14 protein-coding genes and 1 pseudogene are annotated in these 15,255 nt (G+C 39.9%); 1 reads left to right on the top strand and 14 read right to left on the bottom strand.

Features of this window, described 5'->3' with window-relative positions; all coding sequences use genetic code 11:
- Positions 1 to 11 precede the first annotated feature (11 nt).
- The 10 genes and pseudogenes from HYB91_RS03125 to HYB91_RS03080 all read right to left on the bottom strand — a co-directional run.
- A pseudogene (locus HYB91_RS03125) lies at positions 12 to 320 on the bottom strand (PD-(D/E)XK nuclease family transposase); the annotation flags it as partial.
- Between the two features lie 325 nt (positions 321 to 645).
- On the bottom strand, positions 646 to 1,725 hold the full coding sequence (locus HYB91_RS03120) for a formylglycine-generating enzyme family protein (RefSeq protein WP_002675557.1): 1,080 nt from the start codon (positions 1,723 to 1,725) through the stop codon (positions 646 to 648).
- Positions 1,722 to 2,555 (bottom strand): hypothetical protein, encoded by an 834-nt coding sequence (locus tag HYB91_RS03115; RefSeq protein WP_253719630.1) that lies wholly within the window; start codon positions 2,553 to 2,555, stop codon positions 1,722 to 1,724. The genes HYB91_RS03120 and HYB91_RS03115 overlap by 4 nt, the downstream gene beginning before the upstream one ends.
- Positions 2,556 to 2,629: 74 nt before the next feature.
- The gene (locus tag HYB91_RS03110; protein ID WP_002675559.1) at positions 2,630 to 3,616 is read right to left on the bottom strand and encodes a glycosyltransferase family 2 protein; all 987 of its coding nucleotides are present in this window, start codon (positions 3,614 to 3,616) and stop codon (positions 2,630 to 2,632) included.
- 9 nt (positions 3,617 to 3,625) lie between these two features.
- Complete coding sequence (locus HYB91_RS03105) at positions 3,626 to 6,163, bottom strand: hypothetical protein (RefSeq protein ID WP_002675560.1); 2,538 nt, start codon at positions 6,161 to 6,163, stop codon at positions 3,626 to 3,628.
- Between the two features lie 122 nt (positions 6,164 to 6,285).
- Positions 6,286 to 6,564: a BrnA antitoxin family protein gene (locus tag HYB91_RS03100; RefSeq protein ID WP_002675561.1), complete on the bottom strand. Its 279-nt coding sequence runs from the start codon at positions 6,562 to 6,564 to the stop codon at positions 6,286 to 6,288.
- Positions 6,533 to 6,820 (bottom strand): BrnT family toxin, encoded by a 288-nt coding sequence (locus tag HYB91_RS03095; RefSeq protein ID WP_002675562.1) that lies wholly within the window; start codon positions 6,818 to 6,820, stop codon positions 6,533 to 6,535. The genes HYB91_RS03100 and HYB91_RS03095 overlap by 32 nt, the downstream gene beginning before the upstream one ends.
- Positions 6,821 to 6,885: 65 nt before the next feature.
- Positions 6,886 to 7,953, bottom strand: coding sequence for a dihydroorotase (locus HYB91_RS03090; protein ID WP_002675563.1), 1,068 nt, complete (start codon positions 7,951 to 7,953; stop codon positions 6,886 to 6,888).
- Between the two features lie 27 nt (positions 7,954 to 7,980).
- The gene (locus HYB91_RS03085) at positions 7,981 to 8,574 is read right to left on the bottom strand and encodes a carboxypeptidase-like regulatory domain-containing protein (RefSeq protein ID WP_002675564.1); all 594 of its coding nucleotides are present in this window, start codon (positions 8,572 to 8,574) and stop codon (positions 7,981 to 7,983) included.
- Between the two features lie 79 nt (positions 8,575 to 8,653).
- Positions 8,654 to 10,366, bottom strand: coding sequence for a DEAD/DEAH box helicase (locus HYB91_RS03080; RefSeq protein WP_002675565.1), 1,713 nt, complete (start codon positions 10,364 to 10,366; stop codon positions 8,654 to 8,656).
- A 91-nt stretch (positions 10,367 to 10,457) separates the two neighbouring features.
- On the opposite strand from HYB91_RS03080, the gene pyrF reads away from it, so the two are divergent.
- A complete protein-coding gene (gene pyrF, locus HYB91_RS03075; RefSeq protein ID WP_002675566.1) occupies positions 10,458 to 11,360 on the top strand; it encodes an orotidine-5'-phosphate decarboxylase in 903 nt (300 codons plus the stop codon).
- On the opposite strand, the gene HYB91_RS03070 is transcribed toward pyrF, so the two are convergent.
- From HYB91_RS03070 to HYB91_RS03055, 4 genes are read right to left on the bottom strand one after another with little or no spacing between them, the layout of a single operon-like run.
- Complete coding sequence (locus HYB91_RS03070) at positions 11,350 to 12,264, bottom strand: DUF4340 domain-containing protein (protein ID WP_002675567.1); 915 nt, start codon at positions 12,262 to 12,264, stop codon at positions 11,350 to 11,352. The two genes, pyrF and HYB91_RS03070, sit on opposite strands and share 11 nt — an antisense overlap.
- Complete coding sequence (locus HYB91_RS03065) at positions 12,261 to 13,748, bottom strand: GldG family protein (protein ID WP_002675568.1); 1,488 nt, start codon at positions 13,746 to 13,748, stop codon at positions 12,261 to 12,263. Before HYB91_RS03065 ends, HYB91_RS03070 begins: the two co-directional genes overlap by 4 nt.
- Positions 13,745 to 14,491, bottom strand: a complete 747-nt coding sequence (locus tag HYB91_RS03060) for an ABC transporter permease (protein ID WP_002675569.1) — start codon at positions 14,489 to 14,491, stop codon at positions 13,745 to 13,747. Before HYB91_RS03060 ends, HYB91_RS03065 begins: the two co-directional genes overlap by 4 nt.
- A complete protein-coding gene (locus tag HYB91_RS03055) occupies positions 14,469 to 15,254 on the bottom strand; it encodes an ABC transporter ATP-binding protein (protein ID WP_002675570.1) in 786 nt (261 codons plus the stop codon). Before HYB91_RS03055 ends, HYB91_RS03060 begins: the two co-directional genes overlap by 23 nt.
- Between the last annotated feature and the right edge of the window lies 1 nt (position 15,255).

Genomic DNA, 15,255 nt, shown 5'->3' with positions numbered 1-15,255 from the left:
GCGAATGTCAATTAATTAATCGCTTCTACTTCTTCTTTTGTAAGACCGGTCATTGTACAAATTTCGGCAATCGGGTAATTGTGCATACGCATCAGCTTTGCCGTTTCGAGAGCTTTTTGGTAAGAGCCTTGTTCAATTCCTTGTTCGATACCTTCTTGATAACCCACATGTTTCCAAGAGGCCTTGTCATGTTCATATTTCATGCGGTTTTCATAAAGCCACTTCTCTTTTGGGCTCATTTCCATTACTTCTATTGTTGCATTGGCTTTTGCCATCATTTCAGAACTTTTTGCTAACATCTTCCTCACCTCCTCATCATCAATTAGGGGAGGAAAGACACTTTTTCGGATAAAAGATTTCTTGACCTAGAAACTTCGTTGGTTGTTGCCTCCCCTATGACCCCTCCTATCTTCAAAAGAACCGCTTAGGGGCTCCGCCCCTAAGAACCCGCATTGTTATCAAATTTTTAGTTTAATCTTTAATTGAGATTCAACTACAACAAATTCAATAAATTTTAATTTTGCCTGTTCGGTTTCACCGCTTTACCGCCATGGACGGCGGTGGTTCCAAACTTCCAAGAGTTTTAGACGCAAGTCTAAAACTCTAAGATGAAAAATGTACACGGATGTACATTTTTCATCGACTCTAAGGCCGGCAAGCCAAGCGGAAGCCAAGATTGAGGTTCCTGCCGCCAGGACCGCCGTCGTACCGCAGGCCCACAGAGCAGAGGCTCGCGATGCTGCCCCAGCTGCCGCCGCGCAAAACACGGAAAGAGCCTGACGCGGCACCCTGAGGATCGGTAACAATACCGCCTTGCTCATAAGCAGCATCGTTTGATGCAGGGTTATTATCATACCTATCAAAACACCATTCCCAGACATTCCCGCTCATATCGTGTAAACCAAGTGCATTCTTCCATTTTTCTCCTACAGGATGAGTTTTGCTGCCTGAATTACCATTATACCATGCAACCTCTCCTGTTTCATCCGTATCCCATTTATCTTTGGCTCCGCTTGCACTGTTTAGCTTAGTCAGCCATACATTACTACCACCTTCGCCGTAGTCTGTCGCATTTGTGTTGTCATTTTGCCGGCGGGCAGCATATTCCCACTCGGCTTCCGTAGGAAGTCTAAAACCTTTTTTCTCCATATCGGCATAGGCTGAATCACAATCAGCTGCTACCGTTGCGTTTTTTAATACGGTAGTATCGGTTTTGCTTTTGCGGTATACACATTCATCTTTACCCATCTTCATTTCCGTATACGCATTACACCACACTATACAGTCCCGCCAGCTTATCATAATTACAGGATGATTTTTGTTTCCTGTAGGGGCGGCTCCGTCTATTCCGTGACTGCCTTCTTTTCCCTGATTGGCAAAGACGTATCCCTTACCATTATCAGTATTCCATTTGAGTACACTATACCATAGCTCATAGGTTACCTCTGTCTTGCCCAGCTTGTAGGGGCTTAATTTTACCTTTCGGTCTTTAATAAATACACCTTTCCAATGTTCGCCAGTTCCGGGTAAGGGGTAGTCAGGGTCAACGCCTACGATGCCGTTTGCAGGAGGTGTGACAAGAACAAAATCGTAACTTTGAGAATTCCAATTTCCGGTCCCTTCACTCCCCGAATCCTTGTCCAGCATGTTTTTAAAAAACGGGTTTTTACAAGCAGAAACCGATACAAAAAGTATCGCCAAAAATAAAGCAAAAATTTTTTTCATATTCTAAATCCTCCGCTGATTCCTATTGCCCAGATTACGGGATAGCCGCCTCTTAGATAGGGTTCGATAAAAAAGTTGTTTATTGTAAAGCGGTAACCGAATGCGGCTTCGCCGAGGGCATACATAAAAAGTTTTGAAGGCTCACTTTCTTTTAGGCCGAAAACGGCACCGCCTTCCAATTGGATAAAAAAGCCCGAATCCCGTTCTTTTATCTTTGAAAAATCATAAAAGTTCCAACGGAATAAGAGGGCGGCATCAAAAATATGATGTTTTTTAAAGTCATTGGAATAAAGAGCCTTTGCTCCCAAGGATAGGTGCCCTATTTTGAGTTTTAAAGGAAGCATAAAAAGGGTGTAAAGTCCCGTGCCCATCGCATAACCGTCAGGCGAATTCATATTTGCCTCGGCCAAGAGCCCTAAGGACCAGTTAAAAGTTTTTTTATCCCTGTCTGCAAGGGAGATTCCCATTGAAGGTTTAGCCGAAACTTCATTCTCTTTTGCCTTAGATACTTTTTTAGGTTCTATCATTTTAGGTGCCGCCTTTTTAAGTACTTCCTTCCCGGGCGTTTTTGTAGGTACAACCCTTTTAGGCTCTTCCTTTTTAAGTTCTTTTTTAGGTTCCGTGTTTTCGATCTCCTGTTTAGGTTTTTCAAGCTCGGCAGTTTCCGTTTTAGAAAGCTCCACCTGCTCTCCGGTAGGGTGTCCTACAGGACTTCCCGAAGATTGTCCCGCTGGGAGTTTCAGTTTTTGATAAATCGCAAGTGTTCCCGCACCTACCAGCCCTAAAAAAATGATAATCAATACACCTATCTTCCAATAATTTTTCTCCATAAAGTATATTATAGCACATAAATGAAAAAATTGTCAAAGGACAAGTGTCAAACGGTGAGCTCATTCCATAGTTTTTAATTATGCATTCCCCACCATTCTTCCAGCATCGCCCGAGCTTCTTCCTGGAATGAAGGAACTACGCAGATTTCCAGCTGCTTGAGGTTATCGGCATAGTGAGCACGGCCTAAATCCCGTACCGCTTCGCGTATATCGCTGCCTACAGCGGGATGGTCATTCAAGTAGGAAAAAAGGATCGTAAATACCGAAGAAGCCGAACACACTTTTTGCCAGGCGGCAAGATCGGTGATTTGGCGGCGGGAAGTAAGGCCCGTATTGATACGGTAATTGTACACGGTATCGGGTATGCCTATGTATTTATCGGCATATAAGGCTGTAAAAAAATAGAGAAGCATATCTTCCGCCATTGTACAGTAGGTAAACGGAATTTCGCTGTACGCTTTTTGAACAAGGTCGGTTTTAAAAAGCTTGCCCCATACGAAACTGCTGTATGAGTGTTCAACAATAAACTTACGGAGTATTTCGCCGCCCGTTAAAACGCCCTCGTATACGCTTTGCGCTTTTTGAGCAAAAGAGGCGCTGCGCGCATCAGGCTCATCTTCCATACCGCACACCGCAGCCTTGCCGTGTACAATATCGGCACCCGAAGTAGCGGCTGCATCGTACAATATACGGAGAGCATTAGGCGGCAGTTCATCATCAGGGTCGGCAAAGGCTAGGTATTCCCCTGATGCGGCGTTTACTGCGGTACGGCGCGCTTCGAGCGTACCGAGGCTTTTACTGTGTTCCAAAAACACGAGCGGCAGTCCCCGCTCCTTAAACCGCTTTGTATATGTTTTAACAATACCCCGCAGTTCTTTTGTGCCGGGGCTGCCGTCGTTTACAACGATGGTTTCAAAAAGCGGTGCATCTTTTTGCGCCAAAATACTGTCTAAAAACCGCCCGATAAGCCCCTCCGTCCCGTACACGGGAACGCAGAGGCTGACGAGCGGCTTTTGCCGTACCGTACGCCGACAGCGCGCGGTACAAAAAATAAAATTCATTTTACTATTTTACTGCCACTCAAAGCCGGATCCGAGCTTTAACTTTTTAGAAAAGCTGCCGCCCGAATTGCTTTCAGCTTGCAAGCTGCCTTTCAAATCGTACTCCAATACCTTGTCGGTATTCTTCAATACATCGGGCGAACTGCCGAGCGGCATTCCGCCTTTACCCCATGCACCGTCCGAAGCAATAATAAGCTTAATCCGTTCGGCTTCGTCGTATTTTACGGCAATAAAGCGGTAAAAACCGTAGCCGATTTTGGTTGTATCGTTCCAATCTTTTTTTGCTAATACAACAGCATTTCCGGACAAAGTACCGTTAGTGCTGCCGATTTTATACAGTACGCCGCTGTTTTTAAAAGCATCCGTGTAATAAGCGAACTCATCCTTATTCTGTGTTTCGCGCGACTTCGACGAAAGAGCGTACAGTACACCGTCAAAAACCTTCAGGTCATTAATTGCTTCACCGTATTGGATGCGGATATTGTCCGTAAAGGATCCGTAGTCAATCGGATTACCTGAGGAATCTGTGTACTCAGGAGCATTATCGACAAGGGTAAGTTCACTGTCAAAACTCGCGCTGCTTTTTTTGTATTTTTTTATCTTCAGCCGATATTTATCAATACCGTCGTGTTGATACGTTTCTTTTACGCCGACAAACAGCCCGTCCTTATTTGCAGCAAGCGCGGTAACGGAAGTATCAGACGCAATAAACGTCACATCATACCCCGTAATCGATGTCGCACTACTGAACGGATCACCTAAAGTCCAGCTCTTTTTTTGTATATGTCCATTAGTACCATCCTTATATGCATAATAGAGAATGTTCTGCCCATTGGAAATATCTACCGCAATCGCAGAAACAGTATGTGATGTTAAAGTCAAATCTACACCCGGCTTATTATATGTACCGTCTTCTTTCAGCGCAAACCGTCTAACCTTGTAGTCATTCAAACCGTCTTGCCACAGTATATACAGGTTGCCGTCTTGGTCATAGCAGAAAACATCGGTAGGCTTTTCAATAGGACTGGAGCTATATTCAAAAAGCTTATTCGTCCCTGAAAATGCTTCCGTTCCGTCTGTACTTATCCAATAGTTCATGGGGGAAAGAGCCATGGTAGGACTTTGCTTCTCCCACAGCAGTATCTTTGTATTGGGGAGCTTGTATTCCGGTTTTTCCTCGTACCATGTTGCACCAGAGTCGCTGAAAGACAGACTATCGGTTTCACGGTTGAATGCGGCGATGCAGTTTTGATTGTTCATGAAATGCCAGTTTTCGTTTTTATACTGAATACCGAAGCCGTCATCCGCTATGTAGATATTTTCTTCGTCATAGCCGATAAAGCCGATGGGATTGGAGAAAGAACCGCCTTCAAAAGCAAGGGAGGGCTCCGAAGTTCCGGCTTTAGAATGAAGTCCTGCCATATTTTTCTTGGTAAGCGTACTGCCGGAATATTCATAGCGAACGAGCTGCCCAAGCGCGTACTTTTTTCCTGCTTCCTCTTTCTGCTGAGTAAGCAGACAGTACACGCCGTCATCGTCGGCAAAAAGACCGGTACAATCGGGAAGATCATTTCCGAAGGCGGAATCCGATCGAAGTTTATCCAAGTTCTGACTCGCTGGTATAGTCGATGTAAATTGTAAAGTCGGTGGCAGAGGAGGATTTGTAAATTCAAACTCACAGGCAAACAAAGTCTGATCATACACAGCAAACAGTACATCATCATATACCGCAACGGCACTAGCACTTGATGCCGGCGCACTCGGGAATGAAGCACTGCTAAAAGATTTAAACGAATGGTCTTCTTTCTCCTTGAAGCAATAGACGGTATTTTGTTTAAACAAAAAGATATAATTATCGTCTATATCAATCGCGATATTATCAATATTACCGATAGTAATACCGGCAGCTGTCAGTGCAGTAGTAAGATGTCCTCCAAATCCGGCATCCTCATTTCCCTCTACATCAAAGCGTTTAAGATGAGTAGAAGAAGTATCTTCATACAGCACATATATTCTGCCGATTTTGTCCCGTGCCGTTACCGGTTTTTTGCCGATAAGAATTCCATCGAGCAGTTTTTTACCGTTTTGCGTGCTTAAGGATACGATATTGCTCCCTGAAAAATCCTTCCCGGTAATAGAGAACAGCAGATTGGCGGCAACTTTCAGCGTTTTAGACAGCTTTACGGCAACCTTATTGGGTCCTGCCGTAACGATGTGCTCGGCATAGCCTGACCATTCGGCAAGATCACTGATTAAAATGACTTTTATGCCGATTTTTTCGCCGACAGGAACAAGCTCAACCAGAGACTTGGGTTCTTCGGCTCCTAATTCTCTTGTTATTGTATAGCCATTCTCTCTGATTATATTGATTTTCATAGGCGAAGACGAAAGAACGGGAAGACCTTTGGAATCCAAAGCTCTGGCTCCGTCGGGAAGGCTTCCGTCAAAGCTTAAAATAAGCTCGCCATATTCTTCTTTTAAAAATAAATTACAGGATGACACCATCAAAACAAGTATCATCAACATAAAAAATAACGTCTTCTTCATAAAAAACCTCCTATAATAAAGGCCGAATCTTGAATATAATTGCTCTTCCATTATACATCAAAAAACTTAAAATACCAAGCAAAATTGAGAAAGAATATGGGGAAAATTGTAAAACTTCGAATTTAACCGAACGCATAAGAGCGTAAAACAGAATTGATTTTTGTTTTATAGCCTTTACCTTGAGCTTTAAACCATTCCAATACATCAGCATCTATTTTAATACTAGTTTCACTTTTTTGATGTACTTCATACCATGGCCTGAATTTAGCAAGCTCCTCTTTAGATTGTTTGGGGCAGTCATCAGTAGGTATAGACTTTGCCTTTCGGATAGTTTGTTTTTCTTCTTCGGTAAGCGGAGTTTTCTTTAAATCATCTAATGTCATAGTTACTATAGTATTCATTTATTTCCTCCTGATTTGCTTTCCGTGCTGATATAAGCCTAATTATATCATTTTTTCTTTCCGTAAACACAACAAAAAGCACATCTTCAACAAGCCCAATCGCATTCCAACGCTGTTCTTCAAGGGTTGAATGCTGCTCATCATATTTTTCTATACGCTTACTATCAAGAAACACGCGAGCAGCTATTTTGAATGAAATACCGTCATGCTTTTTTATATTATTTTCATTTTTGATCTCATCCCATTCAAAAATCATTTCTAACTACCTTGTAATTTATAGTATATATGCTATTGTACATATAGTCAAGGTAACAATAAAATTTAAAAAGAAAATTTGGAAATACCAAAAAATTCAAAGGCATCGAAGGGGTAGCCGGATCTTAAACTTGGGAGGGAGGCTTCAATTTTGGTGTTTGAGGGGACTTTATAAGGCAAATCAAGTTTAAAAACACGGTTTACGGCCTTACCGCAAAGTTCGTCCAGTCTTTTTTCGGAGCAGCCTGCCTTGCGCAGTTCTTTTAAGAGAATCAGAGAACCGGCAAAGCCCGGAATACCGGAAGCGCCTTTTTTCTTATCTTCATATGTGTGCGGAGCGTGGTCGCTTTCAATCCAGTCAATCCCGCCTGAAATGAGGGCATTAAAAACAGCTTCCTGTTCCTCTTTTTCACGTAAGGGAGGGTTCATTTTTACAAAGATACCGGACTTTTTATAAGAATCAATATTTAAGAGGGCATGATGAGCCGTAGCCCCGCACGAAATACTAAGCCCGCTTTTTTTTGCCTCGGCAACAAGCCTTATTCCTTCTTTTGTGCTTATGTGACAGACATGAAGATGTCCCTTAAAGTCCTCGCTTTGCATAAGCTCAATCTGATCCTTTATGGATTCCGTTTCGGCAATAGGAGGCCGGGCAAGGCTGTGAGTGATAGGATTTTCAATATCGAAGATGGAATTATTCATAAGGCTTTCTTTTTCGCAATGAACGGCAAGAATGCCCCTGTAATCGAATTTTTTAAGAGCGGCATAGACCTTTCTTTGATCTTCTTTTTCAACTATGCCCATGTTTCCGGTGGAATGGCCTGCAAACATCTTAAAGCCTACTATTTTAGGAAAGTATTCTTTATAGAATAAAACCATTTTTTCTATCTGAGAAATATCTGAAGTAAGGCCGCCGTAAATACCGTAAAAAGCGGATACGCCGGCCTGCTTTATAGATTTTTCCGCAAGGGCAAAACGCTCCAAAACAGCCTCTGCATTTGTAAGGGGAGGATTGGTATTCGGCATATCAAAAAAGGCCGTAAAACCTGCGGGGCAGGCCAAGGCCAAGGCATGGGCTATAGTTTCCTTATCGGATAAAAGGCCGTCTCTAAGATGAACATGGGAATCTATCATAAACCAATCTTATTTAAAAACCTAGATTTAGAAAAATAAAATGGCTTCGCCATAACCGTCATCTTTTATAATGCTTATTTCAAGTTTATTTTTCCCGTCAAATTCAATTCCGTCCAAGCTTATTTTTAAAGCATAGGCCCTTATAGGTTCAACTCCTTTATTAATCGTTTCGCTTATAACCCTCATTGTAATAATTTCGTAAAAGTCCCCATTGACGGAAACGGTTATATCATCGGTGCTTAGTTCAGGTGCAATGACTTTTTCCTTGCCTACAAGCTGTTTTAAACTCATGGGCCTAAAATAAAGCATCATACAATTATCTGCATCGAGGGAAGGGAAAAATATCAAACTAAAAATTTCTATTTTACCAAGAATAGGATTTATCTCAAGGTCTTTCCTTAAATCTATATTACAACCCCAAAAGTCAAGAAATTTTTCATTAAAACCTTTTGAAGCGATAAAATAAGGATATTTTTTAGCATCAGCTTCCAAACGAAAACGGCCTGATTCATCAGCTTCACCGCTGATTATAACTTCAAACCTTTCCGTTAAGAGGGCAACTTTAGCATGACTGACAGGCTGTTTGTTTTTATCCCGCACAATTCCTTTTATAACATTCATAAAAATAACTCCTGTACCCTAGATTATACCGCATAGAATAGAATATTGTCAAGGCAAAATTAAAACTTGTCAATTAAAACTATTTACGCTTATACTTTGAAGCAGAGCTTAAACCTTCTTTTTTTCTTTGCGTTCCGCTTTTCCGTTTTTGTCCTCTTTTACCCTTGCCGATAGAACCGTAATTAGCCGGAGCCTCACTTTTTACATCAATATGCATATGAGGCAGCCCTCTTTTCTTTTTACAGAGGCGCAGAGCATCATTTGCAGCATTTTTAGGCATAGTAGCAAGGGAAAACTTATCCATAACCTCTATATCATCTACAAGCCGTTCGGGGATTGAAAGAAGCCGGCTTAGCATTTCGGCAAGTTTTCGCTTTGTGATGCCGTCTTTTCGGCCCACACCTATATAAAGACGCAAAGAATCCTCATCCGATTTTCGCGCCCTCCCTTCGGAACGCACAGGCTTGATTGTTTTATAATGAGCAGGCGATAAAAACGAGCCGTACTGCATTTGAAGAATAAAGGAGAGAACGGTTTGAGCATCTCCGTATTCCGTGAGTTTATTTGCAAAGGCTGCAAAGCCCTGTTCGGGTTTTTCTTCGCTAATGCGTTTTTCGATTTGGGCAGCCGTTTCTTTTAAGATACGGGTACGCTTGATTTCGATGACTTGTTCGATTGAAGGAATTTTGCCTTCTTTTAATTCTCCGCGGGCATGTTTGCGCAGGTACTCGATTCTTTTTACCTCATTAGGGCGTACAAAGCTGACGGCAACTCCTGCCGCTCCTGCCCTGCCCGTTCTTCCTATACGGTGGGTATAGGTCGGCCCGTCATAAGGAATTGCATAATTTACAACATGGGAAATACCCTCGATGTCTATACCCCTTGCGGCAACATCGGTTGCAACAAGAATGCGGGTCTTTTTTGATCTAAAGCGTTCCAATATTTTTTCCCTTTGACTTTGAGGAATATCTCCGTGGAGGGCGGCAGCTTCGTAGTGCCTTTCGTCAAGTTCTTTTGCAACATCATCGGCATCGATCTTTGTTTGGCAAAATACGAGGCCGTAAAAGTTAGGGCTTGTATCTATAAGCCGGACAAGGGCTTCGGTTTTATCCCCTTCCCTTACAACCCAAAAAAATTGTTCCGTTAAAGATGCTCTTTCTTCTTGAGGTTCTTCTTCGACAATTTCATAGTCGCCCATAAAGTCTGAAGCTATGCTCAGTATCTGCTTGGGCATTGTCGCCGAAAACATTAAAACACGGGCTTCAGGATTTGCCTTTGAAAATATGTTTTCTATGTCTTCGATAAAGCCCATGTTAAGCATCTCATCGGCTTCATCCAAAATAAAATATTCTATATCTTCGATTTTTAGGGAGCCCCGCTCAAGATGATCCATTATGCGGCCGGGTGTTCCTACAATGATTTCGACGCCGGTTTTTAGGCTTCTAAGTTGAGGGCCTATCGCAGCTCCTCCGTAAACGGTTGCGATACGGGGATATTCTTCGATTCTAAAAGATTCAAGTTCGCCGGCAACTTGAACGGCCAGCTCTCTGGTAGGAACCAAAATAAGGGCTCTCACCTTTCCGGTATTTGAACGCAGCTCCTGCACAAGAGGAAGGCCGAAGGCTGCCGTCTTTCCCGTTCCTGTCCGAGCCTTAGCGATAACATTTGCTTCTCCCGAAAGAAGGCGGGGAATAGCCAAAACCTGAATAGGAGTAGGTTCTTCAAAACCTTTGGCTTCAACTGCTTGCAGGACTATATCGTCAAGTCCCAATTCTTTAAAAGTAATTAACATAATCTAATAAATATAATAAATAAGCAAAAAAAAATCTATAGCTTAACGATAATTGACACATCTTCCGTTTTAGGCTAAACTTAACGCCAATATGAACTACATCGACTTATTAAAAACTTCGGCAAAAAAAACGAATAACTGTGCATGTATGGGCTTAGACCCTATTTTTGAAGCTGTTCCGAATAAAACGGGAACGGTAAAGGATAATCTTGTAAGCTTTTTTAAAGAGCTTTTCAATAAGATGCAGGAAAAGAATTTGGTTCCCGCAGCTTTTAAACCGAATATAGGTTACTATTCGGCCCTTGATAAACCCAGGGAAAAAGATTTTTCGGGTTCCGAAAGCCTTGCAGAAATTTTATCCCTAATCGAAAAACACTTCCCCGGTATTCCTGTAATCCTCGATTCAAAGCGGGGAGATATTGCCCGCTCCAGTCTTAACTATGCTATCGAAGCCTTCGACGGCTGGAAGGCGGATGCGGTAACGGTCAGTCCCTACATGGGAAGCGATTCTATTCTTCCCTTTATTTCGGAAAAGTATTTGGATAAGGGAGCTTATATTTTAAACCGGACAAGTAATCCCGGAGCAAAGGATTTTCAAAACCTTAAAACCGATTCTGAGTGTAAAAATAATTCGGAGCTTTATATCGAGGTTGCAAAAAAGATTGCTTTTTATGCAAAGGAATTTCCGGGAACGGGAGCCGTTGTCGGAGCTACGGGAATGGAAGATCTAAAAATAATTTCAGGCATTTACGCCCAAGCGGGAGAAGTTCCCATGCTGATTCCGGGAGTCGGCTCCCAAGGAGGAGATGCAAAAACGATAATGGAAGTTCTTAAAAATTCCGGCTGCAATTTAGCCCTTATAAGAATAAACAGCTCCAGTGCCTTAACCCATCCTTGGAAAAAAGCACCGGTGCCTGAAAACTATTTGGAGCTTTGTATAAACAATATCGAAAAACTTCTAAACGATACTGCAATTAACAGCGTCAGTTTTTAAAATCTTCAAAAATAGAATCCAAGATGGAATCGATGCGGCGTTTTGTGTATCCGCTTATGACATAGGAATTATTAGAAGCGGAATCAAACAAAATAAAATCGCCGCTTTCCATCGGCGTAAAAAAAATCTCTATTTTTTCTCCGGTACCCAAAATTAAATTAAGCTCTTGAGTTTCCGAATTGGTAATCGGAAATGCAGGAAAAATATCTATACATGAAAATTGTTTTAAAAATGTTTCCAACTCGTCGAATTTTTCTTTATGTTTATCTGAACGAGAGATAAGCTGTTTGTTTCTTTCGATAATCTGAATTGATTTATTTTCAAATTTGTATTTATAAATTTGCAGGTCGAGCCAGAAGTTAGGTTTTACGGTTAAAAAAGAAGCTAGGACATCGGGCATAATAAAAATTTTTGTGCGGGCATCTATCCGGACATAGCGGTTTATACCCAGCGTATCGTTTTTTCCGAAAACAAAATCGCCCATTATGGTCTTATCGGAACGCAATAGCTGTAGACGGGCAGCATGATCTTCATCCAAGCCGAAATTAATATATTGTTTTATGTCATCGCTTACAAACCTAAAATTTTGTTTAGTACTTAAAACGGAAAAAAGTCTTTCTATTAAGGCCGGCTGAACCTTATATTCCCCCGATTGAGTACTCAAAATAAATTTATCTTTTTTTTTGATAAGCCTTAACTCGTTAAAACGAGGAGGAAGGGAATTATCGGGAATAGTAAAAACAATTTCATCTATGTTCTCTATATTTTGCCTTGATACAAGTGAAGTGTTAAAAACATTTGCTTCATTTTTTGGAATACTTACAAAAATCAAACTTAAGAGAAAAAAAATATTTGCAAAAATCAAAGCTTGAGTATATTTTTTTAACTTAAAAAAGTTTTTCACCTTGATCTCCTTTGTTTTATAAACATGTAAAGACCCAAAATAAAAACGGAAAGAGGAAGAAGTATGATAGAAATTAATCTTGCCCTAAATACAAGGTTTGTCATTTTTTCTCTATCTTCAAATTGCTTAAATGGAGGAGGAGAATGTTTTTTATTTTTTAACAAAAGAAGATTATCTTTTAAAGAAACATACTCCAAACAGTTTACCATAAAATCCATATTGTATGTGGAACCGGTGTAATCGATTGCCCTGCTTATCATATACTCATCGCTTATAACCAAGATACGGGAAGGCTTTGTTTGCCCTGCAACAATTACTGAAGGTTTAAAAGGCGCATCTTCAAATTTTTTAAAATGATTTTCAAGAGGATCGGTGCTGTAAGAATCAAAAAGCGTCAAGGAGTTTTGACCTGTAAGTACATAGGGAACAAGCTCGGTGTTTTTATTTAAATCCAAATCGATTGAAGAAGGCCAAAAAGAAATCAAAGGCCGGTAAGCTGCAAATATCGGATGGTCTCGGTTAATACCGCTTAGAGGAAACTGAATCCAAAAAGGATAATTAATTAGTTTTGTACCTTTATTATCAACTTGAGCCATTGTAATGCGGAAGTTATTTATTAAATCCAAGGCCATATCGGCATTTATATAAAAGCCGTGATGAGAAAGCACATCCAATAAAAAATCTTTTACCTTAGGCTTCGCTTTCCAAGAACCTTTTACATCAACCTTGTTTCCTGAAACAAAAAAAACAGCTCTACCCTCTTTTTGTAAAAACATATCTATCGCAGTAGCAGAAGAATAATCTATATAATCCGAACCTATAACCAAAAGAGGAAATTCGGCAGGTATATTACTGACAGGCAATTCCAAAGGTAAAACATTAAAACCTGCATATTCAAGCCAAGGAATGACATAAGAATAATCGGTTTCAAGCAAGGCAGGATCCGCAATAAGAAAAACCGTTCCTGCTTGGGTATCTCCTAAAGCATCAGACCTCATACTTAAAATAAACCTTGCAAGGTCATACTCTAAGGTATCAATATCATCAATAAAGGGTATAATTCTTGTTTGCCCCATATATTCTATCATAAGACCGGAGTACAGCTTATGGATTATCTTTACGGAATTGTCTTGAGCTTCTATTTCACGGGGAATCAACCCTATCTTGTTTATGGCATCCGATGAAAGGCTTGCGGTATCTTTTAGTACAACATTAAAATCACCCTTGGAATATAATTTGTACTCCGAAAGCATATCGTTTAAGTATTTTAATGAAGGAAAAAAACTATCTACATTTGAACTTTTAAACCAAGTTACCTTTACAGAGCTTTCAAGATTCGTCAATAATTCTTTGGTATAATTTGACAGGGTGTAATTTTTTTCTTTTGTAGTATCAAGTCTAAAATATATTTTTGAAGAGACAAGAGAAATTAAAATGAGCATCAAAACAAAAAGCAAAAATTGAAACTTATATTCTTTTTTCATCTTACATTCCTTTGTTGTGTTAAAATAAAAACATTCAGTTCAATTCCTAAGACAACTAAAATTAAATAGAAAATAAGGTCGCGTGAATCACAAAGTCCCCGTGCAGCCGATTCAAAATGGGGACTAAAAGAAAGATAAGAGATAATCTCATTCAGCAATAAAGGAAAATTTAAATTTCTTGTCAAAGGATAAATAATTGTGAAAAATAAAACCGTCAAAAACGAAAGCAAAAAATTAATTTCAGGTTTACCGCTTACTGCCGAAAGCCCAAGAGAAATAGAAATAATACCCGCACCGAATAAAAAAATAGAAATATAAGAAACAAAAAAAGAACCGGAATCGAAATAAACTAACGAAAAAACTGAAAGCGGTATTACCAAGCTTAATGCAAGCATAATAGACCATATTAAAATAAGGCTTAAATATTTTCCCAGCACAATATATCGGATAGAAACAGGCAGAGAAAACAAAAACTTATCGGTAAATTGTTTTTTTTCATCACTCCACGAACTCATCGTCAGCATCGGAATTACAACACAAAATAAAAGAGGCATATTTAAAAAAAAGTTTTTTAGATCCGACAAACCTGCATTAAACCACGAATCGGAACCGATAAAGGCAATAGCCGCACCGGCCAGAAAAAAAAGAGAGGCAGCATAAAAAGATGAACTTTTATACATCATCCTAAATTCTTTTTTTGCAATAAAAAAAATAAGATTTTTATTCGTTTTTTCTAAATTCATTTTTGTTTATCCCTGCAAAAAATTCAAAGGCTTTTTCCAATACGGTATAATTTATTTCAGAATCAAAGTCGCAGCCTTCCGTCTCCAGCTGTTCTTTTATTTCTAAAAGATTACCAACGGCTATTATTTCTCCCTTATTAAGCAAAATATGATTGGAGCAAAGCTCCGCAGCCTGCCTTAAATCATGTGTACATATCAAAATTGTTTTTTCTTTTGCAATATGCAATATTTTCTTTTCAAAATCTTTTACCTGTACCGAATCAAAACCTGAAGCGGGCTCATCCAAAATAATCAACGGAGGATTATGTAAAACAGCTTGAGCTAAGCCTACACGCTGCTTAAACCCCTTGGACAAACTTTTAATTAAATGATTTTTTACTTCATCTATTTCGCAAAAATCGATTACCTCATTTAAAGCAGCATCCAATTTATCTTTTTCTATTCCGTGCATTTGACCGGCGAAATATAAAAAATCATAGACCGTCATATTCGAATAAAGAGGATTTTGTTCATATAGAATACCTAAAAGTTTTTTTGCTTCAAGTCCATCGGTTAATATGGAGTGTGAATCTATAAAAGCATCTCCTTCATCCGGTGTATAATAACCTGAAATACAGTTTATGATACTGCTTTTACCCGCACCGTTTAAGCCTAAAAGCGAAGTTATCTCACCGGTTTTTAATTCAAACGAAATATTTTTACAACCTACAACCTGAGTTTTTTTGCTTCCGTAATATTTACTTAAGTTTTGTACTTTGAGCATA

The sequence above is a fragment of the Treponema sp. B152 genome, assembly GCF_024181665.1.
Lineage (GTDB): Bacteria > Spirochaetota > Spirochaetia > Treponematales > Treponemataceae > Treponema_B > Treponema_B denticola.
Note: the sequence above shows the minus strand (reverse complement) of the source record. Positions and strands in the feature narration are given on the sequence as shown.